Below are 21,507 nucleotides of genomic sequence, written 5' to 3'. Positions count from 1 at the left end.
CGGCGGCGTCCTCACGAACCCTGGGGCTGGCGGGCGGAGTTGGTGTCCAGGCGGGGGCCCTTCGAGAGGAACTCGGACCAGGCGATGGGCACCATGGCCGGTGTGACCGTCCCGTAGCCGAGCCGGATCTGCGCCTGACTGGCCTCGGGGCGGCCGTCCGCGCCGGCCTGGCCGTTCGGCTGGTCGGGGGCGCCGATCTTCGACTTCTCGGCGTCGCTGTCCCCGTTGGCCTGCACCGCGTACCGCAGGCCGGTGTCGGCGACCAGGAAGAGGGCGCCGCCCGCGGTGGTCTGCTTGCCCTGGACCTGCGTGTAGAGCAGTCCCGAGCCCGGCGTGACGTACGCGCTCGTGCCGCTGGCGGTGATGTCGATGGGGAATCCGGTGCCGGCCCAGGTGCTCAGCGTCTGGTTGCCCTGGCCGTCGACCGAACGCAGCACGTTGCAGACCGTGTCGCGGGCGCCGGAGCCGCCGGCCGGGGCCGTCGTGCCCTGCCCGTCGGCGGCGCCGCCGGCCTGGTTGATCCGGTCGGACTTCTTCTGCGGCCACTTGGCCTCGCCCCTGAACGCCGTGGCGTCCGGGTTGAGCGACTGGAGGTCGACCTCGCGGGGCTTTCCGTGCATGTTGAGGCCGTCGGTCGCGGGCGCCGAGATCAGCAGCCACGCCACGAAGTCGGAGACCGGCGCCACCTTGCCGGGCAGGACGACGTAGTGCTGCGTACCGGAGCCCGTCTGCGCCTTCAACACCATTCCGACCTTGTTGTCGCCGGTGGTCAGGCCCTGCACGTCGGCCTTCGCGCCGGCCGCGGCGGGCAGTTGTGGGAAGGCCAGGTCATCCCCGGAGTTGAGGGTGGCCAGCCAGTTCTCGGTGACCTGCTGCGGGGTGGCGCCGGTGCTGCCGACCAGTGCGTTGGTCATCTTCCCGGCGTCCGCGCCGCCTTCGGGGAACTTGTACTTCGTGCCCGTCGCGTCGACCAGGTAGCGCTCCTTGGCCCCGCCGGTGCTCTGCACGTACAGCATCTGGCTGTCGGTGACCTTGCGGGCGTCGTCCATCAGCCCCGCCTCGCGGTCGGCCAGGACGAACGTCGCGGTCTGCACGGTCTTGCCGTTGCCGCCCGGCGCCTGGCAGACGGCCCAGCGCTTCGCCTTGCCGGCGTCCTGCGGGGCGGGCAGCCGGTCCGGCGCGTACGGGATGCCGATGATGGGCCCGCGCGGCGGCTTGCCCGCGTCCAGGACCTTGTCGTCGATCTGGATGACCGTGAACTTCTGCGGATCCAGGAGCAGTCGGGCGGAAGCCAGGTTGAGCACCGGGTGCAGCCGGGTCTGGTCCTTGCCGTTCACCTTGGTCGTGAGCACCACGTACCGGGTCGTCGACTGCTTGCCGACGATGACCTTGGTACCGGCCTCGTCCCAGCCCTTGGGCGCCTGCGGCTTGAACATTCCCCAGGCACCGAACGCGGCGAGTACGAGCGCCCCCGCCACCAGCCCGGGCAGGACCGCACGCAGCGGACGCGGCGCACCTTCCTCGGACCCCGTGGCGGAAGGCTGGAGGAACGCGGCCACCGTGCGCCGCTTCGCAAAGGTGTACGCGTTGAGTTCATCACGTCGTGATGCCATGACCGCCTGCTTCTCCCCGCACGGCCCGGTCGGTGAGTACGGTCCCCGGGCCTCGATTGTCGGACCGGGGACCTACTATGCCTCTTGACGGAGGGTGCCCAGGGGCCGGGTAGGGTGAGGCCGCCGCTCACTGTCTTCCGGACCGCACGATTCAGGGGTCGTCGGGGTATTCAGGGCTTGTTGGGGTGGATTGGGGAGATCCGGGGTCATGCGGCGGGCAGCGCCCGGCTCCGGCACTCACGGGGTACGGCCCCGGGAAGGGGAGGTGGGCGAGTGATGGCCACCGCGACGCAACCGCAGACGGGTGCACCCGCACCCGTTCGCGGTGGGGTGACGCCGTATCCGAAGTCGAGCCCGGGCCGCTTCGGCCCGTTCCGATTGCAACAACTCGTACTGCTCCAGATCGCCGTGGCCGCCCTGCTGGTGGCCTGGGTCGTGGAGCCGATGCTGCTGATCCCGGCCGGTGTCCTGGCGCTCGTCCTGGTGGTGCTCGCCGTCGTACGCCGCCACCAGCGCTCCCTGCCGGAGTGGATCGGCGGCGCGCTCGAACTGCGTTCGCGGCGGCGCAGGGCCGCGTCGTTCGCGGTTCCCGCGGGTACCGAGCCGGGGCTGGCCCCGCTCGTCGAGGCGGATCCGGCGCTGCGGACCCTCACGTTCAGCGACCGCGACCGGCGGCCCGTCGGGATGGTCGGCGACGGGACGTTCCTGACCGCCGTCGTCCAGGTGGACACGGACGCCACCGCACTGCGGCCCGACCGCGGTGCCCGGCCGCTGCCGCTGGCGCTCGTACGGGACATCCTCGAAGTCGACGGCATCCGGCTGGAGTCCGCGCAGCTGGTGCTGCACACCCAGCCGGCTCCGGCCCCGCACCTGCCGGCCCAGTCGATGGCCACCCGCAACTACGCGCCGCTGCAGGCCGCCACGGGCACCCCGGCGGTACGGCTGACGTGGATCGCGCTGAAGCTCGACCCGGAGCTGTGCCCCGAGGCGGTCACCGCGCGCGGCGGCGGGCTGGCGGGGGCGCAGCGTTGTGTGGTGCGGGCGGCCGACCAGTTGGCGAGCCGGCTGACCGGGGCCGGTTTCCGGGCGACCGTGCTCACCGAGCAGGAGCTGACGGCCGCGCTGGCCACCTCCTCCTGCGCGAACCCGATGGCGATCACGCAGGCGGGGCGCTCGGCGAGCACCGGCCGGCGGACGGAGGAGACGGCGCGGATCTGGCGCTGCGACGACCGGCGGCACACCACGTACTGGATAGGCCGCTGGCCGCAGCTCGGCGGCAGCGGGGCGGCGTCCCTTCCGCAGTTCGTCGCGCTGCTGACCTCGCTGCCGGCGCTGGCGACGAACTTCAGCCTGACGATGGCTCCGGCGGAGCGCCAGGGCGTGACGCTGACCGGCCACGTACGGGTCACCGGGCGCAGTGACGAGGAACTCGTGGCGGCCCGCCGGGAACTGGAACGGACGGCCCGCGGTGTGCGCACCGGGCTGGTCCGGCTCGACCGTGAACAGGTACCGGGGCTGCTGGCTTCGCTGCCGCTGGGAGGGGCGCGATGAGGGGCGGGTTCGGGCTGATCGGCCCGCGCCGGGAACGGCATGCGGTCCCCGCGGCGGACCTGGACGCGCTGGCGCTGCCCGTCGGGGACGACGGGGTCGTCATCGGCGTGGACGCCGAGGGGCGTCCGGCGGTGCTCGGCATCAACCGGCCGACGCCGTACGAGGTGACGCTGATCGGCGGCCTGTGGACGGCGCAGGTGCTGGCGCTGCGCGCGGCGGCCACGGGCGCGCGGGTGGCGGTGGAGACGGGGCGCGGGCAGGTGTGGTCCGGACTGGCCCAGGCTGCGGGCGGCGGCCAGCAGTGCGTGACGCTGCACGAGGTCGGCCGGGTGCCGCCGCAGGGCGCGTCGGCGGGCAGCCCGGTGCTGGTGATCCGCGACTGCGGAATGCGGCCGCCGCGCGGGCGCGTGGTGGCGGGACCCTGGCAGTCGGTGCTGACCCTGCTGCCGTACCTGAGCCCGACGGCCCCGAGGCTGCTGCAGAACTCCTCGCTGGTGGGCGTCCAGCGGGTGTCCCCGGACGAGGCGGAGCAGCTCGGCCGCCTGATGAACCTGCCGCGGGCGGCGGTGGATTCCCTGCCGACGCTGGGCGACGGGGTCACCCTGTGGTGCACACCGAAGGACCGCCAGTTCGTGATGACCCAGGGCACGGAACCGGAAGCCGGCCTTCTGGGCCCCTCCCGCCGCATCGACTGACCGGGGCCGGGCGGGCAGGCCGGGCCGGGCATGCCGACCGGCCCGATCCAGCCCTGCCGGCATCACCAGCGCCGCCGGAGAATGACGTGAGGTGTCGGGGGCAGAGCCCCCGGGCGTCTCCAGCCCCGCCACCACCCAGCCCCGTCGCCGTTTGAGGCGCGGGGTCCGGGGCGGAGCCCCGGGGTCTTTCCAGCCCCGTCGCCGTCTGAGGCGCGGGGTCCGGGGCGGAGCCCCGGGGTCTTTCCAGCCCCGCCGGCGTTTGAGGCGCGGGTCCGGGCGGAGCCCGGGAAACGGAGAAAGGGCGGGGCGGGGAGAAGAGCCCCGCGCAGCGGCACCCCACCGGGCCGGTGACGGTTGCTCAGGAGTCAGCCAACCTGTAGGCAGGACGGCAAGGACGACGGCACAGAGCCGGCCCGCAAGGGCCCCCGCGCCGCGGGACGTCCAACGGGGGCGGACACCGGTGTCGGCGCGCGATTAGGCTGGACGCGGGCGCGGCGTCGAGGTGGGCGCCGGACCAGTGTTCGACAGACCAGGAGGACCAGTGAGCGGCGATCGGAACGAGAGGCGCGGCGGGACTTGGGACGTCCCGACGGACGATCAGTCCGACGCGGAGCCCGAGATGACGGGCGAGTTCACCATCGACTACACCCCGCCGGCTTGGTACACGCAGGGCGCGGCCCCGGCCACTCCGGTACCGGGCCTCCCCGAAGGCAGCGGCTTCGAACCCCACCGCCCGTCGGACGTGGCCTCGCCCGAGACGATGCGGATCGCCCCGCCGGCCCCGCGCACCCCGTCGGACGGCGCGGGCGTGCCCTCGCCGTTCCCGGCGCCGGCCACGCCGGCCCCGGCACCCTTCAGCACACCGGCCGACAACGCCACCCCGCCTGCGGCTTTCCCGCCCCCGGCGCCCGCCGACAACACGGGCGCACCCTCGGCGCCCCCGGCGCCCTTCAGCACACCGGCCGATGCCACCGGCGCGTCCGCACCGCTCCCGGCACCCGCCGAGGTACCGGCTCTGCCGGCCCCGGCACCCGCCGGCCACCCGGGCCTGCTCCCGGCAGCCCCGGCCCCGGCCCCGGACATGGCACCCGCCCTGCCGGCCCCGGTGCCCGCCCCCGCACCGGCGCCCTTCGGCGCGCTGTCCGCCGGGGCCCCTGCCGATGCGCCGGGACCGCTGGTGAAGGCCTCCTTCGAGGGATCCGCCCCCGTCCAGCGGCACGACACCCCGCCCGACGGGACGGCCATCCCGTTCGCGAACCCCGAGCCCGCGGCTCCGGAGGTTCCCCGGGACACCGCTCCCGCGCCGGTGGCCGACGCCGTCCCTGCGCCCTTCGCGCCCCCCGTACCGGAGGCTCCGGAGGCCGTCACCCCCGTGGATGCGGTTCACCCGCCCGTGGAGGCCCCCTTCGGGGGACCCGGAGGCGAACTGCCCGCGCTGCCGCCCGCGTTCCCCGCCACCACGGCACCGCAGGACGGTTACGGCTTCCCGCCGGCCCCTGTCCCCGCCACCACCGCACCCCGGGACGGATACGGCTTCCCGCCGGCGCCCCAGAACGGGTACGGGTTCCCCCCGGCCCCCGGCCCGGCCACCACCGCACCCCAGGACGGATACGGCTTCCCGCCGGCCCCTGCGCCGGCGCAGCACCAGCCGCAGCCGCCCGCGGACGCCGGCGACTACGCCTTCCCGCCTGCGCAGCCCGCCCCGGCCCCGGCTCCCACGCCCGTACCGCCGCAGCACCAGCAGCCGCAGCAGCAGTACGACCCCCGTGCCGGCGGCGCCCAGTGGTCCGCCGGGCCCCAGCCGGGCCCGCAGCCGCACGACCCCCGCTACCAGCCCGGCCCGGGCACCGGCGGCGGGGCGCCCCTCGGCTACACAGCCGCTGTCGAACTGTCCTCCGACCGGCTGCTGCGCGGCAAGCAGAAGCCCAAGCCCCAGCGCACCGGCTTCCGTTTCGGCGGCAAGGCCGCCGAGGCCGAGCGACTGCGCAAGCTCGAGCTCATCCGCACCCCGGTCATGTCCTGCTACCGCATCGCCGTCATCAGCCTCAAGGGCGGCGTCGGCAAGACCACGACCACCACCGCGCTCGGCGCGACCCTCGCCACCGAGCGCCAGGACAAGATCCTGGCCATCGACGCGAACCCCGACGCCGGCACCCTCGGCCGCCGCGTCCGCCGCGAGACCGGGGCCACGATCCGGGACCTGGTCCAGGCGATCCCGTACCTGAACTCGTACATGGACATCCGGCGGTTCACCTCCCAGGCCCCCTCCGGTCTGGAGATCATCGCCAACGACGTGGACCCGGCCGTCTCCACGACGTTCAACGACGAGGACTACCGCCGCGTCATCGACACGCTCGGCCGTCAGTACCCGATCATCCTCACCGACTCGGGCACCGGCCTGCTCTACTCCGCCATGCGCGGCGTCCTGGACCTGGCCGATCAGCTGATCATCATCTCGACCCCGTCGGTGGACGGTGCCAGCAGCGCGAGCACGACGCTCGACTGGCTCTCCGCGCACGGGTACGCCGACCTGGTCTCCCGGTCCCTCACCGTCATCTCGGGGGTCCGCGAGACCAGCAAGATGATCAAGATCGAGGACATCGTGCAGCACTTCGAGACCCGCTGCCGCGGCGTCGTCGTGGTGCCGTTCGACGAGCACCTCGCGGCCGGTGCCGAGGTCGACCTCGACCTGATGCGGCCGAAGACCCGGGAGGCGTACTTCAACCTCTCCGCGCTGGTGGCCGAGGACTTCGTCCGCGCCGGCCAGCAGGCCCCCCAGGGCCACTGGGGAGCACCTCAGCAGCCCCAGCAGCCCCAGCAGCCCCAACCCCAGCAGCACCAGTCACCGCATCAGCCGCAGCCGCAGCCGCAGCCGCAGGGCCAGCCGTACGGCCAGCCCCAGGGCCCGTCCCCGTACCAGCAGCCGCCGCAGCCGTACGCCCAGCCGTACCCGCAGCCCGGCCAGCCCTGGCAGCCGCAGCAGCAGCCGCCCCAGCAGCCCCAGCACCCGCAGCAGCCCCCGCGCGACCCGCGCCTCGGCTGACGACGGCAGCAGGAAGGGCCCGTACCTCCCCGGGGAGGTACGGGCCCTTCTCGTGCGCGCCGGGCAGTCGCCCGCGGCTCAGTGCTCCGCGTCGTACGACTCGGTCAGCGTCCGCGCCCGCTTCACGTCGTCGGCGATGGCCTCGAGCAGGCCGTCCAGCGATTCGAACTTCGCCATGCCGCGCACGTACGCGAGGAAGTCCACGGTCACGTGCAGGCCGTACAGGTCCAGGCCGATCCGGTCGATCGCGTACGCCTCCACGGTCCGCTCGGTGGCGTCGAACTGCAGGTTCGTGCCGACCGAGATCGCCGCCGGCATCCGCTCGCCGTTGGCCGTGAGCCAGCCCGCGTACACGCCGTCCGCCGGGATGGCGGTGTGCGGTGCCGTCTCGACGTTGGCGGTCGGGTAGCCGAGCTCGCGCCCGCGCTGGGCGCCGCGTACGACGACGCCCTCGACCCGGTGCGGCCGTCCGAGGATCTCGGCCGCGCCCGCCATGTCGCCCTCTGCGACCAGCTTTCGAGCCAGGGTCGAGGAGAACGGCACGCCGTCGCCCGCCGCGCCGCGCTCGACCAGGTCCACGACGTCGACTTCGTAGTCGTACGTGCCGCCCAGTTCGCGGAGGAATTCGACGTTTCCGGCGGCCCGGTGGCCGAAGCGGAAGTTGGGGCCCTCGATGACGGCCCGCGCGTGCAGCTTGTCGACGAGCACCTTCACGATGAAGTCGGCCGGGGAGAGCTGCGAGAACTCCGCCGTGAACGGCAGGATCAGCAGCGCGTCCACCCCCAGCCCGGCCATCAGTTCGGCACGGCGGTCGTACGGGGCCAGGATCGGCGGGTGGCTGCCCGGGCGCACGACCTCGCTCGGGTGCGGACTGAAGGTGACGACGACGGACGGGACGCCGAACGCGCGCGCCTTGGCCACGGCCCGCCCGATGATCAGCTGATGGCCCCGGTGCACACCGTCGTACGAGCCGATGGTGACGACGCTGCGTCCCCAGTCCTGGGGGATGTCCTCCAAGCCACGCCAGCGCTGCACTGTGACCGCTCCTCGCCCGAACCGTGTAGGCCCTGTCCTGGTTGCCGATTGCAGGTCTAAGACTGCCATGCCCGTGCCCGGGGGCCCGCATCGGTATCTGGCTGGGGGCGCTCTGTGTCACCTCGGCAGGGCGGAGCCCCGGCTCGCGGATGTAACGGTGGGGGCGGCTGCGGCCAAGTAAGGGGTAGAGGGGCTCGTACGGATCCCCGACACCAGGGAGGGGGCCCGGTGGGCAGCATCGAGCAGGCGACCGTGCCGGCGGGAATCGGACCGCCGGATCTGACCACACCCGAAGGATTCGGGGCGTTCTACCAGGAGCACATAGACGCGGTTCTGGGTTTCGTCACCCGCCGCGTCACCGACCCGCACCTGGCGGCGGACCTGACGGCCGACATCTTCCTCTCGGCGTTGAAGGCTGCTCCGGGCTACCGGCCCGACCGGGGCGTCCCGGTCGCCTGGCTGTACGGCATCGCGCGGCATGTCCTGGCGGGCCATGCCCGCGGCCGTGCCCGCGAGCGGGGCGCACTGGAGCGGCTCAGCGGCCGCCGGCTGCTCGATGACGAGGACGTCGCCGCGCTGGAGGAGCGGATCGACGCCCAGCGGGCATTCCGGGCGCTGGCCGAGAGACATGCCGCCCTCTCCGAGCCGCTTCGAGCGGTCCTCGACCTGATCGTCGTGGACGGGCTCAGCCCGGCCGAGGCCGCGCAGGCCCTCGGCGTCACCCAGGCCACCGTCCGGGTCCGCCTGCACCGCGCCCGGCGCATTCTGCGGACCGCGTCCGCACCTTCCCAACACCACGTCCCGGCCCACCAGTTGGAGGCAGCACGATGAACAGCAGGCCCACCCGGTTCGAGGAGCGTCTCAAGGAGGAGCTCCTGGCGATCGCCGCCGACCGGAGCAGGCTCGAGGAGCGGGTCGACTTCACCGTCCGCTCCCCCGTACGCCGGTTCCGGATGCCGCTCGCCGTCGGCGTGGCATCGGCGGCGGCCGCCGGCCTCCTGGTCGCCCTGCCGGTCGTCGGCGACGACGGGGGCAGCGCCCCCGCCTACGCCCTGACGAAGAGCAGCGACGGCACCATCACGGTCAAGTTGTTCAATCCCGAGGGGCTGCCCGGCCTGGAGCGCGAGCTCCGCGCGCTGGGGGTCAGCGTCACGAGGGTCCCCGTGAAGCCGGCGAACGAGTGCTCCGAATGGCCGCCCGGCGGTTTCGACGAGGCGGACGGACTCCTCACGAGCGAGGGCGACGGCCCCCTGTTGAAGATCAACTCGACGACGCTTCCGGCGGGACACACCCTCGTCTTCACGATGCACGAGAAGAGCCCCTGGCGAGGTTCCTTCGGCTCGCTGCGCACCTCGCTCGTGCCGTCCTGCATCCCTGACAACTTCAGCTGGGGCGTCGGCAGGAGCCCGCGTCACGGAAAGCGCCCCCTTGTGCTCCCTCAGTCACTCCGCGCGCCTGCTCGGACGGGTGAATACGGGGGTCCGGCTGGATAGACACCTACCCGAGGGGGGTCGTGGAGCGGTGAGCAGCAGGCGATGTGCGCTCACCGCTCCACGTCAAAGCGGATCAGACGAAGACGGCCAGCGACTTCGCCTTGCCGCCCTTGCTCTCCACGAGCCCGAGCAGCTGGCCCTCCGGCCCGTAGACCGCCACCGTCTTGCCTGCGGGGTACGCGTCCGGCATCTCGATGCGCACGCCGTTGGCGAGCAGCGAGGCCCGCCGGGAGTCCAGGTCCCAGCGCGGGAAAGCCGCGGCCGCCGCCTCGCCGATCGGCATGACGGTCAGCTCCTCCTGGAGCTGGTCCAGGGTCCGCGCCCGGTCGATCTTGTACGGGCCCACCCGGGTGCGCCGCAGCGCTGTGAGGTGCCCGCCGACGCCGAGGTCGGCGCCCAGGTCACGTGCCAGGGCGCGGATGTACGTACCGCTGGAGCAGACCACGGAGACGACGAGGTCGACGACCTTGGTGCCGTCCTCGGCCTCTGCATCCCGCATGTCGTACACCTGGAACGAGGAGATGGTCACCGGCCGGGCCGGGATCTCGAAGTCCTCGCCGTCCCGCGCACGCTTGTAGGAGCGCACGCCCTTGATCTTGATGGCGCTGACCTTCGACGGGACCTGCATGATCTCGCCGGACAGCTTGGCGATGCCCTTGTCCACGGCCTCGCGGGTCACCGCGGAGGCGTCCGTCGAGGAGGTGATCTCGCCCTCCGCGTCGTCCGTCAAGGTGTTCTGACCGAGGCGGATCGTGCCGAGGTATTCCTTCTCGGTGAGCGCGAGGTGGCCAAGGAGCTTGGTGGCCTTCTCCACGCCCAGGACGAGGACGCCCGTCGCCATCGGGTCGAGCGTGCCGGCGTGGCCGACGCGGCGGGTCTTGGCGATCCCGCGCATCTTGGCGACCACGTCGTGCGAAGTGAAGCCGGACGGCTTGTCGACGATGACAAGGCCGTCCGGAGTCTTCCCTGCGTTGGTGCTCATTCCGCGGCTGCGTCCTCGTCGTCCTCGCCCGGCTTCTTGTACGGGTCGGCGTCACCGGCGTACTTCGCGCCGGAGGACACCTCGCGCACCTGGGCGTCGGAGGCGCGCGCCTTGTCGAGGAGGTCCTCGATGGTCTTGGCGTTCTCCGGGAGAGCGTCCGCGACGAAGGTCAGGGTGGGCGTGAACTTGGTGCCCGCCGCCCGGCCGACCGCGGAGCGCAGTACGCCCTTGGCGCTTTCGAGACCCGCTGCCGCGCTGGCGCGGTCCTCGTCGTCACCGTAGACCGTGTAGAAGACCGTGGCCTCCCGCAGGTCGCCGGTGACCCGGGTGTCCGTGATGGTCACGTGCGTACCGAGGCGGGGGTCCTTGACACCACGCTGCAGCTTCTCGGCCACCACCTCCCGGATGAGGTCCGCCAGCTTCTTCGCCCGCGCATTGTCGGCCACTGGTCCGTCTCCTTCTTTGTCTTGCAATCAGTCTTCATCACCGTGCAGCCGCCGTCTCACCGACAGCAGCTCCACTTCCGGACGTGCCGCGACCAGCCGCTCGCAGCGGTCCAGTACATCCGAGAGGAACCCCGCGTCACCACTGACCAGAGCGACCCCGATACGGGCCCTGCGGTGCAGATCCTGGTCCCCCACCTCGGCCGCGCTGACCGAGAACTTGCGTTGGAGCTCGGCCACGATGGGCCGGACGACGGAGCGTTTCTCCTTCAGCGAATGGACGTCGCCGAGGAGCAGATCGAAGGACAGAGTCCCCACGTACATTCAGTTCCGGATATCCCGCCGGTGCGGGTTCGGTGGCCTGCCGGCCGTCGCGCGGCAGGGTCACCAGAACCGTACACGCAACGGCCGGGGCCGATCGACGGATATTCCGCCGACCGGCCCCGGTGTTACGACACGGTACGAACCGCCTCGCGCTTACGCGCGGGGCTTCTCGCGCATCTCGTACGTCGCGATGACGTCGTCGATCTTGATGTCGTTGAAGGAACCGAGGTTGATACCACCCTCGAAGCCCTCGCGGATCTCGGTGACGTCGTCCTTGAAGCGGCGCAGACCGGAGATGGTGAGGTTCTCGGCGATGACCTTGCCATCGCGCAGGAGCCGCGCCTTGGTGTTGCGCTTGACCTCGCCGGAGCGGATGAGAACACCCGCGATGTTGCCCAGCTTGGACGAGCGGAAGATCTCGCGGACCTCCGCCGTACCGAGCTCGACCTCTTCGTACTCCGGCTTGAGCAGACCCTTGAGGGCCGCCTCGATCTCCTCGATGGCCTGGTAGATCACCGAGTAGTAGCGGACGTCGACACCCTCGCGGTCCGCCATCTGCGCGGCACGGCCGGCCGCACGGACGTTGTAACCGATGACGATGGCGTCGGAGCCCATCGCCAGGGCGATGTCGGACTCGGTGACCGCACCCACACCGCGGTGCAGGACACGGATGTCGACCTCTTCGCCGACGTCGAGCTGGAGCAGCGAGGACTCGAGGGCCTCGACCGCACCGGACGCGTCGCCCTTGATGATGAGGTTGAGTTCCTGGACCAGACCGGCCTTGAGGACCGAGTCGAGGTCTTCCAGGGACACCCGGCGGACGCGCTTGGCGAAGTTGGCGTTGCGCTCACGCGCAGCACGCTTCTCGGCGATCTGACGGGCGGTGCGGTCCTCGTCGACGACGAGGAAGTTGTCGCCGGCGCCGGGGACGTTGGTGAGACCCAGGACCAGGACGGGGGTCGACGGACCCGCTTCCTCGACGTTGTTGCCCTTGTCGTCGAGCATGGCGCGCACACGGCCGTAGGCGTCGCCCACGACCATCGTGTCGCCGACGCGGAGGGTACCGCGCTGGACGAGGACGGTGGCGACGGCACCGCGGCCGCGGTCGAGGTGGGACTCGATCGCAATACCCTGAGCGTCCTGCTCCGGGTTGGCGCGCAGGTCGAGCGAGGCGTCGGCGGTGAGGACGACGGCCTCCAGCAGGGAGTCGATGTGCAGACCCTGCTTGGCGGAGATGTCGACGAACATCGTGTCGCCGCCGTACTCCTCGGCGACCAGACCGAACTCGGTGAGCTGACCGCGCACCTTGACCGGGTCGGCACCCTCGACGTCGATCTTGTTGACCGCGACGACGATCGGGACGCCGGCGGCCTTGGCGTGGTTAAGCGCCTCGATCGTCTGCGGCATGACGCCGTCGTTGGCCGCGACCACGAGGATCGCGATGTCGGTCGACTTGGCACCACGGGCACGCATGGCGGTGAACGCCTCGTGACCGGGGGTGTCGATGAAGGTGATCTTGCGGTCTTCACCGTTGACGTTGGTACCCACCTGGTAGGCACCGATGTGCTGGGTGATGCCGCCGGCCTCGCCCGCAACGACGTTCGTCTTGCGGATGGCGTCGAGCAGTCGGGTCTTACCGTGGTCGACGTGACCCATGACGGTGACGACCGGCGGACGCGGCATGAGGTATTCCTCGCCGCCCTCGTCCTCGCCGAACTCGATGTCGAAGGTCTCGAGGAGCTCGCGGTCCTCCTCCTCCGGGCTGACGATCTGAACCTGGTAGTTCATCTCGCCCGCGAGGAGCTGGAGGGTCTCGTCGGAGACGGACTGCGTGGCAGTGACCATCTCGCCGAGGTTCATCATGACCGCGACCAGCGACGCCGGGTTGGCGTTGATCTTCTCGGCGAAGTCGGTGAGGGACGCACCGCGCGACAGGCGAACGGTCTCGCCGTTGCCGCGGGGCAGCATCACGCCGCCGACGGACGGGGCCTGCATGGCCTCGTACTCCTGGCGCCTCTGACGCTTCGACTTGCGACCGCGACGGGCGGGCCCGCCGGGACGGCCGAAGGCACCCTGCGTGCCACCACGGGCACCGGGACCGCCGGGACGGCCACCGAAGCCGGGACGACCGCCGCCACCGGCGCCGGCCGGGCCGCCACCGAAGCCGCCGCCACCCGGACGCGGGCCGCCGAAGCCGCCGCCGCCCGCGGGACGCGAGCCAGGACCGGCCGGACGGCCGGCGAAGCCGCCGCCACCGGGACGACCGGCGCCACCACCGGGACGCGGGCCACCGGCACCGGGACCACGGCCACCGGGGCCGCCGCCGGGACGGGGACCGGGACCACCGGCAGCGGGACGCTGCGGCATCATGCCCGGGTTCGGACGGTTACCACCGGGAGCACCACCCGGACGCGGGGCGCCGCCCTGCGGACGGGGCATGCCGCCCGGGGTCGGACGACCGGCACCGGGACCCTGCGGACGCGGAGCGCCACCGGGACCACCCTGCGGGCGCGGAGCACCCTGGCCGCCACCGGCGCCGGGGGCACCGGGACGGGGAGCGCCGGCCGGACGGGGCGCCTGCGGGCGCGCCATGCCGGTGGAGCCACCAGAGGTGAACGGGTTGTTGCCCGGACGGGGACCGGCCGGACGGGCGCCCTGCGGACGCGGGGCCTGGCCACCGGGACCGGCGGGACGCTGTCCCTGGCCGCCGGGGGCAGAGCCGGCCGGACGCGGGGCGCCGGGACGGGCACCGGCCTGGCCACCCTGGGCCGCGGGACGCTGCTGCGCCGGACGCGGGCCGGGGGTCGCGCCGGGACCGGCGGGACGCTCGGTGCGCGCCGGAGCGGCCGGGGCCGCCGGAGGCGCGGAGAACTCGGTCGCCACGGGAGCCGCCGGAGCGGGCTTCGGGGCGGCCGGAGCCTTGGGACCGGGACGCGGGCCGGAAGCGGCCGGAGTCACCGGGGCGGACGCGCTGGGAGCCGGAGCCTCGGCAGCGGCCGGCTTGGGGGCCGGGGCGCCGGGCTTGGGGGCAGCGGGACGTGCAACAGCACCCGGGGTGGGAGCCCCGGGCTTGGCGGGCGCAGCCTTGCGGGGCGCACCCGGCTTCGCAGCGGACTTGCCGGCGCTGCCGCCGGGCCCCTGCAGTGCGTCAGTCAACTTGCGTACAACCGGCGCCTCGATCGTCGAGGACGCCGAACGGACGAACTCACCGAGTTCCTGGAGCTTGGCCATGACGACCTTGCTCTCAACTCCGAACTCCTTGGCGAGTTCGTATACCCGGACCTTAGCCACTTCGCTCCTTTTAGGTCCGGGTTACGCCGGACCGTCGCTACTTCATGGGCGTACTCATCGCGTACTCATCGAGTGCTCATCGCAATCTCGACCTACTTCCAACTCGCGAGGTACCTGACCGCACGGGGTATCCGTGCCGTACTACTTCTTACGGTGTCGCCTCGGCCACGACGGCCACGGCTTTGCTCAGTCCGGTCGTGTCGAGTGCTCCCGGGGACCGAAGGGCCCGGGGGAACGCTCTGCGACGGACCGCCTTGTCCAGACAGACCACGGCAGGGTGCACATAGGCGCCCCGGCCGGGCAGCGTACCGCTTGGATCAGGGACGCATTCGTCCCCGATCGCCACGATGCGCAGCAGATCGCTCTTGGCCGCTCGCTCCCGACACCCCACACAGGTGCGTTCGGGGCATGCGCGGGCTTGCGTCCGGCCAGACACGCCTAAGTCTACCTCCCCGCACCGACCTCACCCCTTCGGGCGAAAAATCGAACGGATGTTGTCGAGATCTGCTGTCTTGATCCTGTCTACCGGCCGGACAGCTCCGGCCGGTACCGGATTTATTCCCCGTCCCGGGCCCGGTCGGCGTCCGGGGACGCCTCGGTGTCGGGACGGATGTCGATGCGCCAGCCGGTGAGCCGCGCGGCGAGGCGGGCGTTCTGGCCCTCCTTGCCGATGGCCAGCGACAGCTGGTAGTCGGGCACGGTCACCCGGGCGGAGCGCGAGTCCCAGTCGACGACCTCGACCTTGCTCACCCGGGCGGGTGACAGCGCGTTCGCGACCATCTCCGCCGGGTCGTCCGACCAGTCGACGATGTCGATCTTCTCGCCGTGCAGCTCGGCCATGACGTTGCGCACACGGGCGCCCATCGGGCCGATGCAGGCGCCCTTCGGGTTGAGGCCCGAGCGGGTGGACCGTACGGCGATCTTGGTGCGGTGGCCGGCCTCGCGGGCGATCGCCGAGATCTCGACGCTGCCGTCCGCGATCTCCGGGACCTCCAGCGCGAAGAGCTTCTTCACCAGGTTGGGGTGGGTGCGCGACAGGGTCACGGACGGACCGCGGACACCCTTCGCCACCCGTACGACGTACGCCTTGATGCGCAGACCGTGCGTGTACTCCTCGCCGGGGACCTGCTCCTGCACCGGCAGGATGGCCTCGAGCTTGCCGATGTCGACGAGAACGTTCTTGGGGTCCTTGCCCTGCTGGACGACACCCGTGATGACGTCGCCCTCACGGCCGGCGAACTCGCCGAAGGTCAGGTCGTCCTCGGCGTCGCGCAGACGCTGCAGAATCACCTGCTTGGCGGTCGTCGCGGCGATCCGGCCGAAGTCCGACGGGGTGTCGTCGAACTCCTTGGCCTCCTGCCCCTCCTCCAGGTCCCGCGGGTCCTCCGTCGCCCATACGACGACGTGGCCGTTGGTGCGGTCCAGCTCCACGCGCGCGCGCCGGAAGCTGCCCTCGGTGCGGTGGTACGCGATGAGGAGGGCCGACTCGATCGCCTCGACGAGCAGGTCGAAGGAGATCTCCTTCTCCCGGACCAGACCCCGCAGGGCACTCATGTCGATGTCCACGGCTACGCCTCCTCTTCCTTCTTGTCCTTGCGGTTGAACTCGATCTCGACCCGCGCCTTGGCGATGTCGGTGAAAGCAATACGGCGGGCGGTCGCCTTGCGGCCCTTCACGCCCGGAACCTCGAGGTCCATTCCCTCGTCGTCCACGTCGAGAATGCGGGCGATCAGTTCCCCGCCCTCCACCTGCTGGAACTTCACGAGGCGGCCGATCGCCCGTACGTAGTGACGGTGCTCGGTCAGCGGGCGGTCGGCGCCCGGCGAGCTCACTTCGAGGACGTACTCGTCCTCGCCCATCACATCGGATTCGTCGAGCTTGTCGGAGACCTCGCGACTCAGCTCGGCACACGCGTCCAGTTCCACGCCCTCGTCGGAGTCCACGATGATGCGCAGCATCCGGCGCTTGCCGGCCTTGGACATCTCGATGTCCTCGAGATCCAGGCCCTTGGCGGCGACGAGCGGCTCCAGCAATCCGCGCAGCCTGTCGCTCTGGGTGGTGCTCATCCGGGTGACTCCTCGGCCGCGTGTGCTGTTGTGGTTTACGTCGCGTGTCAGGTCAAAGGGTATCCGGTCGCGGAGGGTGTTGCCGTCCTCCGTGGGGACAGGGCCCCGGGTACGGTGATCACACCCTGCCCCGTCACCACCTTCGAGGACGTCGCCGTGCCCTGGACTTCGCCTTTGCGGCTCTCCCGCAGGAGCCTGCTCGCCGGTGCCGCCGGTGTGACCGGTGCCGCGCTGCTCACCGGGTGCTCCGACGGGGACGGCTCGTCGGACACCGCTGCCGGGGTTCCACTCGAACGGCGGATGCGCGGGACGGCCGTTCGGGACAGCGAGCGGCTGCTGGAACGTTACGACGCCACCGCCGCCGCCCATCCGGCCCTGGCCGCGCGCCTCGCACCGCTGCGCGCCTCGGTCGCCGCGCACACGGGGGCACTGGCCTCCGCGGACTCCGCGACCGGCAAGCCCTCGGGCTCAGCCTCACCCTCCTCCTCCGCCTCGTCCGCGCCGGCCGGCGCCCCCGCGGTGAGCGGCGAGCCCGTGCCGCCGAAGCCGGAGGAGGCCCTGACCGCCCTCGCGGACGCCGAGCGGAGCCTCGCCGAGGCCCGGACCATCGCCCTGGCCGGGGCGCCCGGGGAGCTGGCCCGGCTGCTGGCCTCGGTGGCCGCGTGCGGCGCCGTACACGCCTACCTGCTGACCTCGCCCCAGGGAGCCAAGCCGTGAAGCCCGAACCCTCCCCCGCGAACCGCGCCCTCGAGGCCGCACAGTCGGCGCTCGCCGCCGAGCACGCGGCCGCGTACGGCTACGGGGTCATCGGCGCGCGAGCCTCCTCCGCGCGCTCCGCCGAGGCCCGCGAGGCGCACGGCGGCCATCTGTCCCGCCGGGACGCGCTCGCCCGGACGGTGCGCGAGATGGGCGGTTCTCCGCGGCCCGCGGAGGCGGCGTACGCCCTGCCCTTCGAGGTCCGCACGCCGGCCGATGCCGAGCGGCTGGCCGCCGAGATCGAGGACCGGGTGGCGGGTGCGTACTCCGATCTGGTGCGGGCGGCGGACGGCCGGCTGCGACGCGAGGCAGCCGACGCGCTGAGCGCCGCGGCCGTGCGCGCGGCACGCTGGCGTGGTGTCGGCGTAGCCTTCCCTGGGCTCACGGAACGTGGAGAACGAGCCCGGACCAGCTGAAAGGGATCACGCACGCATGGCTTTCGAACCGCCGCAGCGGCTTGTACGGGCGCTCGGCGAGACGCCGGATCCGGCCCAGAACGCGGACTGGCTGGGGCAGTTGCCCCGGCTCGCCGAGGAGGCGCTGGCCCGGCGTGGGGTGCAGGCCCAGCGGGTGCAGGCCCCGGGCGGCCGGAGCAGTCTGGTCGTCCTCGTCCACTACGCCGACGGGACCCCGGCCGCGGTGAAGCTGGCTCCCCCGGCCGCGCGGCCCGACCGGGAGCTGGCCGCACTGGCGCACTGGGGCGGGTTCGGCGCCGTACGGGTCCTCGACACCCGGCACCACGCGGAGGACGGGGCGCTGCTGCTGGAGAGGCTCCACCCGGAGGTGTCGCTGCGGTCGCTGCCGGAGGCGAAGGCCCTGCTGGAGGCGAGCGGGACGCTGCGCAGGCTGTGGGTGACCCCGCCGGCCGGGCACCCGTTCGAGACGGTGGCCGAGCGCACCGCGCAGCAGGCGGAGGTACTGCGCAAGGCCCCGCCGGAGGCCGAGGCGCTGGCGTCCGCCGCGCTCGCGGTCCGCGAGGAGCTGACGGCGCTGCCCGGCGAAGAGCTGCTGCTGCACGGGAACTTCCGGCAGGGCAAGGTGCTCGCGGGCGAGCGGGCGCCGTGGCTGGCGGTCGGCCCGGACCCGCTGGTCGGGGACCGCGCGTACGACCTGGCCCGGCTGGTCCGGGACCGGCTGGAGGACCAGGTCGCGTCCTCGGCGGGGGCGGCGGGCGCCCGGCGCCGGGTGAACAAGCTGGCCGACTCCCTGGAGCTGGACCGGGACCGGCTGCGCGGCTGGACGCTGTTCCGCGCGGTGGAGTCCGGGAACCGGGCGCTGGCCGCGGGGCGGCGCCGGGACGCGGAGCTGCTGCTGGAGTTCGCGGCCTGGTTGTAGGGCATACCGTTTAAGGTAGGTATGCACGTCCGGCAGGGGGCCGTCATGGTCGAAGAACTGCTGACAGCGGCAATCGCCGCGGGTGTGGGCGTCGCGGTCTACATGGGCGCCGCGGCCCGGGTGGTGAAGCAGTACGAGCGGGGCCTGGTCTTCCGCTTCGGCAGGCTGCGCGAGGAGATCCGGCCACCCGGCTTCGCGATGATCGTTCCCGTGATCGACCGGATCCACAAGGTGAACATGCAGATCGTGACGCTGCCGGTGCCCGCGCAGGAGGGCATCACGCGGGACAACGTCACGGTGCGCGTGGACGCGGTCGTGTACTTCAAGGTCGTCGACCCGGCGAACGCGATCGTGGCGGTGGAGGACTACCGCTTCGCCGTCTCGCAGATGGCGCAGACCTCGCTCAGGTCGATCATCGGCAAGTCGGACCTGGACGATCTGCTGTCCAACCGGGAGATGCTCAACCAGGGCCTGGAACTGATGATCGACAGCCCGGCGGTGGGCTGGGGCGTGCAGATCGACCGGGTCGAGATCAAGGACGTGTCCCTTCCCGAGACGATGAAGCGGTCGATGGCCCGCCAGGCGGAGGCGGACCGGGAACGGCGTGCCCGTGTGATCAACGCGGACGCGGAGCTGCAGGCCTCGCACAAGCTGGCCCAGGCGGCGGAGGTCATGTCGGAGCAGCCGGCGGCGCTGCAGCTGCGGCTGCTGCAGACGGTGGTGGCGGTGGCCGCGGAGAAGAACTCCACGCTGGTCCTCCCGTTCCCGGTGGAACTCCTGCGCTTCCTGGAACGCGCGGCACCGGCACAGACCACCCCGGACCCGCCGCAGCACCCGCAGACCACGCCCCCGGGGCCGACCCCGCTCACCGCCTCGCCGGCCCCTGGCCCGGCACTGAACGGCTCGTCGGCCCCCGGCCCCGCGCTGGAGGGCGCCCCGGACGCGGGCGCCGCGCCGGACGGCTCCCCGGGCCCCGGACCGGGCGCGGACGGCTCGCCGGGCCCGCCTTGGGACACGGCCGCCCGGGGCCCCACCCCACCCGGCACGGACGAAGCGCAGGCCGGCTGACTGCCGCGGCTGCGCGGGTGCCCCCAGGGCTCCGCCCGGACCCGCGCCCCCAACGCCTGCGGGGCTGGAGCTCCGCGTGGCCGGTGGGGGTCAGCGCGTCAGGCGCGACAGGGCTTCGGCCAGGGGGAGTTCCTCGCGGGTGCCCGTGGCCCGGTGCTGGAGTTCGACCACCTCGTCCGCCGAGCGGCGGCCCGCCACCAGGATCCACGGGACGCCGATCAGCTCCGCGTCCGTGAGCTTCACGCCCGGCGACAGGCCCGGGCGGTCGTCCAGCAGGACCCGCAGCCCGGACCCCGCCAGCGCCTCGGACGCCCGCTCCGCCAGCGCCAGCGGCACCGCCTTGCCCGCCGCCACCACGTGGACGTCCGCCGGGGCCACCGCCGCCGGCCAGGCCAGGCCCCGTTCGTCGGCGGTCTGCTCGGCCAGCGCGGCCACCGCCCGCGAGACGCCGATGCCGTACGAGCCCATCGTGACCCGCACCGGCTTGCCCTCCCGGCCCAGCACGTCCAGCCCGAACGCGTCCGCGTACTTGCGGCCCAGCTGGAAGATGTGCCCGATCTCGATCGCGCGGTCCAGCCGGAGCCCGGCTCCGCAGCGCGGGCAGGGGTCGCCGGGCTCGACGACGACCACGTCGAGGTACTGGTCCACCTCGAAGTCGCGCCCGCAGACCACGTTCCGGGCGTGCGTGTTCTCGCGGTTGGCACCCGTCACCCACGAAGTGCCGGGCGCGACACGGGGGTCGGCCAGGTAGCGGACCTTGCCGAGACCCTGCGGGCCCACGTAGCCGCGCACCAGGTCGGGGCGGTCGACGAAGTCCTCGGCCGTCACCAACTCCACGACCGCCGGGGCCAGATGCTCGCCGAGCTTGCCGAGGTCCACCTCCCGGTCACCGGGTACGCCCACGGCCGTGATCTCGCCGTCGACCTTCACCAGGAGGTTCTTCAGCGTCGCCGACGCGGGCACGCCCAGGTGCGCGGCGAGGGTCTCGATCGTCGGGGTGTCGGGGGTGTCGACCTCCTCGATCGCGGGGTGCTCGGCGTCCACCGGGGTCAGCGCGAAGGTCACCGCCTCCGTGTTCGCCGCGTAGTCGCACGACGGGCAGTCCACGAACGTGTCCTCGCCCGCCGGCGCGGGCGCCAGGAACTCCTCCGAGGCCGAGCCGCCCATCGCGCCCGACACCGCCGACACGATGCGGTGGTCCAGGCCGAGGCGCTCGAAGATCCGCTGGTACGCGGCCCGGTGCAGGGCGTAGGACTCCGCGAGGCCCTCGTCGCTCACGTCGAACGAGTACGAGTCCTTCATCTGGAACTCGCGGCCGCGCAGCACGCCGGACCGCGGTCGGGCCTCGTCGCGGTACTTGGTCTGGATCTGGTAGAGCATGACCGGCAGGTCCTTGTAGGACGTGCACTGGTCCTTCACCACCAGGGTGAAGATCTCCTCGTGGGTGGGGCCGAGGAGGTAGTCCGCGCCCTTGCGGTCCTTGAGCCGGAAGAGCAGGTCCCCGTACTCGGACCAGCGCCCGCTGACCTCGTACGGCTCCTTCGGCAGCAGCGCCGGGAGCAGCACTTCCTGTGCCCCGATGGCGTCCATCTCCTCGCGGACGATGCGCGAGACGTTGTCGAGGACCTTCTTGCCGAGCGGCAGCCAGGTCCACACGCCCGCGGAGCTGCGGCGGACGTATCCGGCGCGGACGAGGAGCCGGTGGCTGAGGGTCTCCGCGTCGGCCGGGTCCTCGCGGAGGGTCTTGGCCATGAGGCGGGACATGCGCTGCACGTGTTGCGATGACATGACGGGAGGCTACCCGGGGCACCC

At 72.6% G+C, this 21,507-nt stretch carries 19 protein-coding genes; 9 read left to right on the top strand and 10 right to left on the bottom strand.

Features of this window, described 5'->3' with window-relative positions:
• Positions 1–11 precede the first annotated feature (11 nt).
• Positions 12–1,613: a type VII secretion protein EccB gene (gene eccB, locus ACZ5WG_RS04295; RefSeq protein WP_468720434.1), complete on the bottom strand. Its 1,602-nt coding sequence runs from the start codon at positions 1,611–1,613 to the stop codon at positions 12–14.
• A 276-nt stretch (positions 1,614–1,889) separates the two neighbouring features.
• Between eccB and eccE the strand changes: the two genes are divergently transcribed.
• The 3 genes from eccE (at position 1,890) to ACZ5WG_RS04280 (ending at position 6,902) form a co-directional block, all read left to right on the top strand.
• Positions 1,890–3,164, top strand: a complete 1,275-nt coding sequence (gene eccE, locus ACZ5WG_RS04290) for a type VII secretion protein EccE (protein WP_468720433.1) — start codon at positions 1,890–1,892, stop codon at positions 3,162–3,164.
• Positions 3,161–3,859: a hypothetical protein gene (locus ACZ5WG_RS04285; RefSeq protein ID WP_468720432.1), complete on the top strand. Its 699-nt coding sequence runs from the start codon at positions 3,161–3,163 to the stop codon at positions 3,857–3,859. Before eccE ends, ACZ5WG_RS04285 begins: the two co-directional genes overlap by 4 nt.
• Positions 3,860–4,400: 541 nt before the next feature.
• A complete protein-coding gene (locus tag ACZ5WG_RS04280; RefSeq protein ID WP_468720431.1) occupies positions 4,401–6,902 on the top strand; it encodes an SCO5717 family growth-regulating ATPase in 2,502 nt (833 codons plus the stop codon).
• 78 nt (positions 6,903–6,980) lie between these two features.
• Here the strand turns inward: ACZ5WG_RS04280 and ACZ5WG_RS04275 are convergent, their stop codons facing one another.
• A complete protein-coding gene (locus tag ACZ5WG_RS04275) occupies positions 6,981–7,937 on the bottom strand; it encodes a bifunctional riboflavin kinase/FAD synthetase (RefSeq protein WP_468720429.1) in 957 nt (318 codons plus the stop codon).
• A gap of 228 nt (positions 7,938–8,165) precedes the next feature.
• On the opposite strand from ACZ5WG_RS04275, the gene ACZ5WG_RS04270 reads away from it, so the two are divergent.
• A complete protein-coding gene (locus tag ACZ5WG_RS04270) occupies positions 8,166–8,768 on the top strand; it encodes an RNA polymerase sigma factor (protein ID WP_468720428.1) in 603 nt (200 codons plus the stop codon).
• Complete coding sequence (locus tag ACZ5WG_RS04265) at positions 8,765–9,430, top strand: hypothetical protein (RefSeq protein ID WP_468720426.1); 666 nt, start codon at positions 8,765–8,767, stop codon at positions 9,428–9,430. Before ACZ5WG_RS04270 ends, ACZ5WG_RS04265 begins: the two co-directional genes overlap by 4 nt.
• Before the next feature lie 73 nt (positions 9,431–9,503).
• Here ACZ5WG_RS04265 and truB read toward each other — a convergent pair whose 3' ends face one another.
• The 7 genes from truB to rimP form a co-directional block, all read right to left on the bottom strand.
• The gene (truB, locus tag ACZ5WG_RS04260) at positions 9,504–10,412 is read right to left on the bottom strand and encodes a tRNA pseudouridine(55) synthase TruB (protein WP_468720424.1); all 909 of its coding nucleotides are present in this window, start codon (positions 10,410–10,412) and stop codon (positions 9,504–9,506) included.
• The gene (gene rbfA / locus ACZ5WG_RS04255) at positions 10,409–10,858 is read right to left on the bottom strand and encodes a 30S ribosome-binding factor RbfA (RefSeq protein ID WP_363178773.1); all 450 of its coding nucleotides are present in this window, start codon (positions 10,856–10,858) and stop codon (positions 10,409–10,411) included. The genes truB and rbfA overlap by 4 nt, the downstream gene beginning before the upstream one ends.
• A gap of 27 nt (positions 10,859–10,885) precedes the next feature.
• Complete coding sequence (locus ACZ5WG_RS04250) at positions 10,886–11,179, bottom strand: DUF503 domain-containing protein (RefSeq protein ID WP_030651158.1); 294 nt, start codon at positions 11,177–11,179, stop codon at positions 10,886–10,888.
• Positions 11,180–11,332: 153 nt separating this feature from the next.
• Positions 11,333–14,470 carry a translation initiation factor IF-2 gene (gene infB, locus ACZ5WG_RS04245; RefSeq protein WP_468720423.1) on the bottom strand — a complete coding sequence of 1,046 codons (3,138 nt, stop codon included), beginning with the start codon at positions 14,468–14,470 and terminating at the stop codon, positions 11,333–11,335.
• A 148-nt stretch (positions 14,471–14,618) separates the two neighbouring features.
• Positions 14,619–14,906, bottom strand: coding sequence for a YlxR family protein (locus ACZ5WG_RS04240; protein ID WP_078622365.1), 288 nt, complete (start codon positions 14,904–14,906; stop codon positions 14,619–14,621).
• A gap of 119 nt (positions 14,907–15,025) precedes the next feature.
• Positions 15,026–16,036 (bottom strand): transcription termination factor NusA, encoded by a 1,011-nt coding sequence (gene nusA / locus ACZ5WG_RS04235; RefSeq protein WP_352214095.1) that lies wholly within the window; start codon positions 16,034–16,036, stop codon positions 15,026–15,028.
• Positions 16,037–16,038: 2 nt separating this feature from the next.
• Positions 16,039–16,536: a ribosome maturation factor RimP gene (gene rimP / locus ACZ5WG_RS04230; RefSeq protein WP_053786175.1), complete on the bottom strand. Its 498-nt coding sequence runs from the start codon at positions 16,534–16,536 to the stop codon at positions 16,039–16,041.
• Between the two features lie 114 nt (positions 16,537–16,650).
• Between rimP and ACZ5WG_RS04225 the strand changes: the two genes are divergently transcribed.
• The 4 genes from ACZ5WG_RS04225 to ACZ5WG_RS04210 are packed head-to-tail and all read left to right on the top strand — an operon-like array spanning position 16,651 to position 19,695.
• On the top strand, positions 16,651–17,253 hold the full coding sequence (locus ACZ5WG_RS04225; protein WP_468720421.1) for a hypothetical protein: 603 nt from the start codon (positions 16,651–16,653) through the stop codon (positions 17,251–17,253).
• Positions 17,250–17,708: a ferritin-like domain-containing protein gene (locus ACZ5WG_RS04220; protein WP_468720420.1), complete on the top strand. Its 459-nt coding sequence runs from the start codon at positions 17,250–17,252 to the stop codon at positions 17,706–17,708. Before ACZ5WG_RS04225 ends, ACZ5WG_RS04220 begins: the two co-directional genes overlap by 4 nt.
• A 16-nt stretch (positions 17,709–17,724) precedes the next feature.
• Positions 17,725–18,627, top strand: coding sequence for an aminoglycoside phosphotransferase family protein (locus tag ACZ5WG_RS04215; protein WP_468720419.1), 903 nt, complete (start codon positions 17,725–17,727; stop codon positions 18,625–18,627).
• A 45-nt stretch (positions 18,628–18,672) separates the two neighbouring features.
• On the top strand, positions 18,673–19,695 hold the full coding sequence (locus ACZ5WG_RS04210; protein ID WP_468720418.1) for a slipin family protein: 1,023 nt from the start codon (positions 18,673–18,675) through the stop codon (positions 19,693–19,695).
• 90 nt (positions 19,696–19,785) lie between these two features.
• Here ACZ5WG_RS04210 and ACZ5WG_RS04205 read toward each other — a convergent pair whose 3' ends face one another.
• Positions 19,786–21,483, bottom strand: coding sequence for a proline--tRNA ligase (locus ACZ5WG_RS04205; protein ID WP_468720417.1), 1,698 nt, complete (start codon positions 21,481–21,483; stop codon positions 19,786–19,788).
• Between the last annotated feature and the right edge of the window lie 24 nt (positions 21,484–21,507).

The organism is Streptomyces sp. NPDC032745, from assembly GCF_055579465.1.
The sequence above is the reverse complement of the archived record's forward strand: the minus strand, read 5'-3'. Positions and strand labels throughout refer to the sequence as shown.

Coding starts and splice junctions, on each gene's coding strand:
- eccB (WP_468720434.1), bottom strand. CDS start 1,613: ATGGCATCACGACGTGATGAACTCAACGCGTACACCTTTGCGAAGCGG.
- eccE (WP_468720433.1), top strand. CDS start 1,890: ATGGCCACCGCGACGCAACCGCAGACGGGTGCACCCGCACCCGTTCGC.
- ACZ5WG_RS04285 (WP_468720432.1), top strand. CDS start 3,161: ATGAGGGGCGGGTTCGGGCTGATCGGCCCGCGCCGGGAACGGCATGCG.
- ACZ5WG_RS04265 (WP_468720426.1), top strand. CDS start 8,765: ATGAACAGCAGGCCCACCCGGTTCGAGGAGCGTCTCAAGGAGGAGCTC.
- truB (WP_468720424.1), bottom strand. CDS start 10,412: ATGAGCACCAACGCAGGGAAGACTCCGGACGGCCTTGTCATCGTCGAC.
- ACZ5WG_RS04250 (WP_030651158.1), bottom strand. CDS start 11,179: ATGTACGTGGGGACTCTGTCCTTCGATCTGCTCCTCGGCGACGTCCAT.
- rimP (WP_053786175.1), bottom strand. CDS start 16,536: ATGAGCACCACCCAGAGCGACAGGCTGCGCGGATTGCTGGAGCCGCTC.
- ACZ5WG_RS04215 (WP_468720419.1), top strand. CDS start 17,725: ATGGCTTTCGAACCGCCGCAGCGGCTTGTACGGGCGCTCGGCGAGACG.
- ACZ5WG_RS04210 (WP_468720418.1), top strand. CDS start 18,673: ATGGTCGAAGAACTGCTGACAGCGGCAATCGCCGCGGGTGTGGGCGTC.
- ACZ5WG_RS04205 (WP_468720417.1), bottom strand. CDS start 21,483: ATGTCATCGCAACACGTGCAGCGCATGTCCCGCCTCATGGCCAAGACC.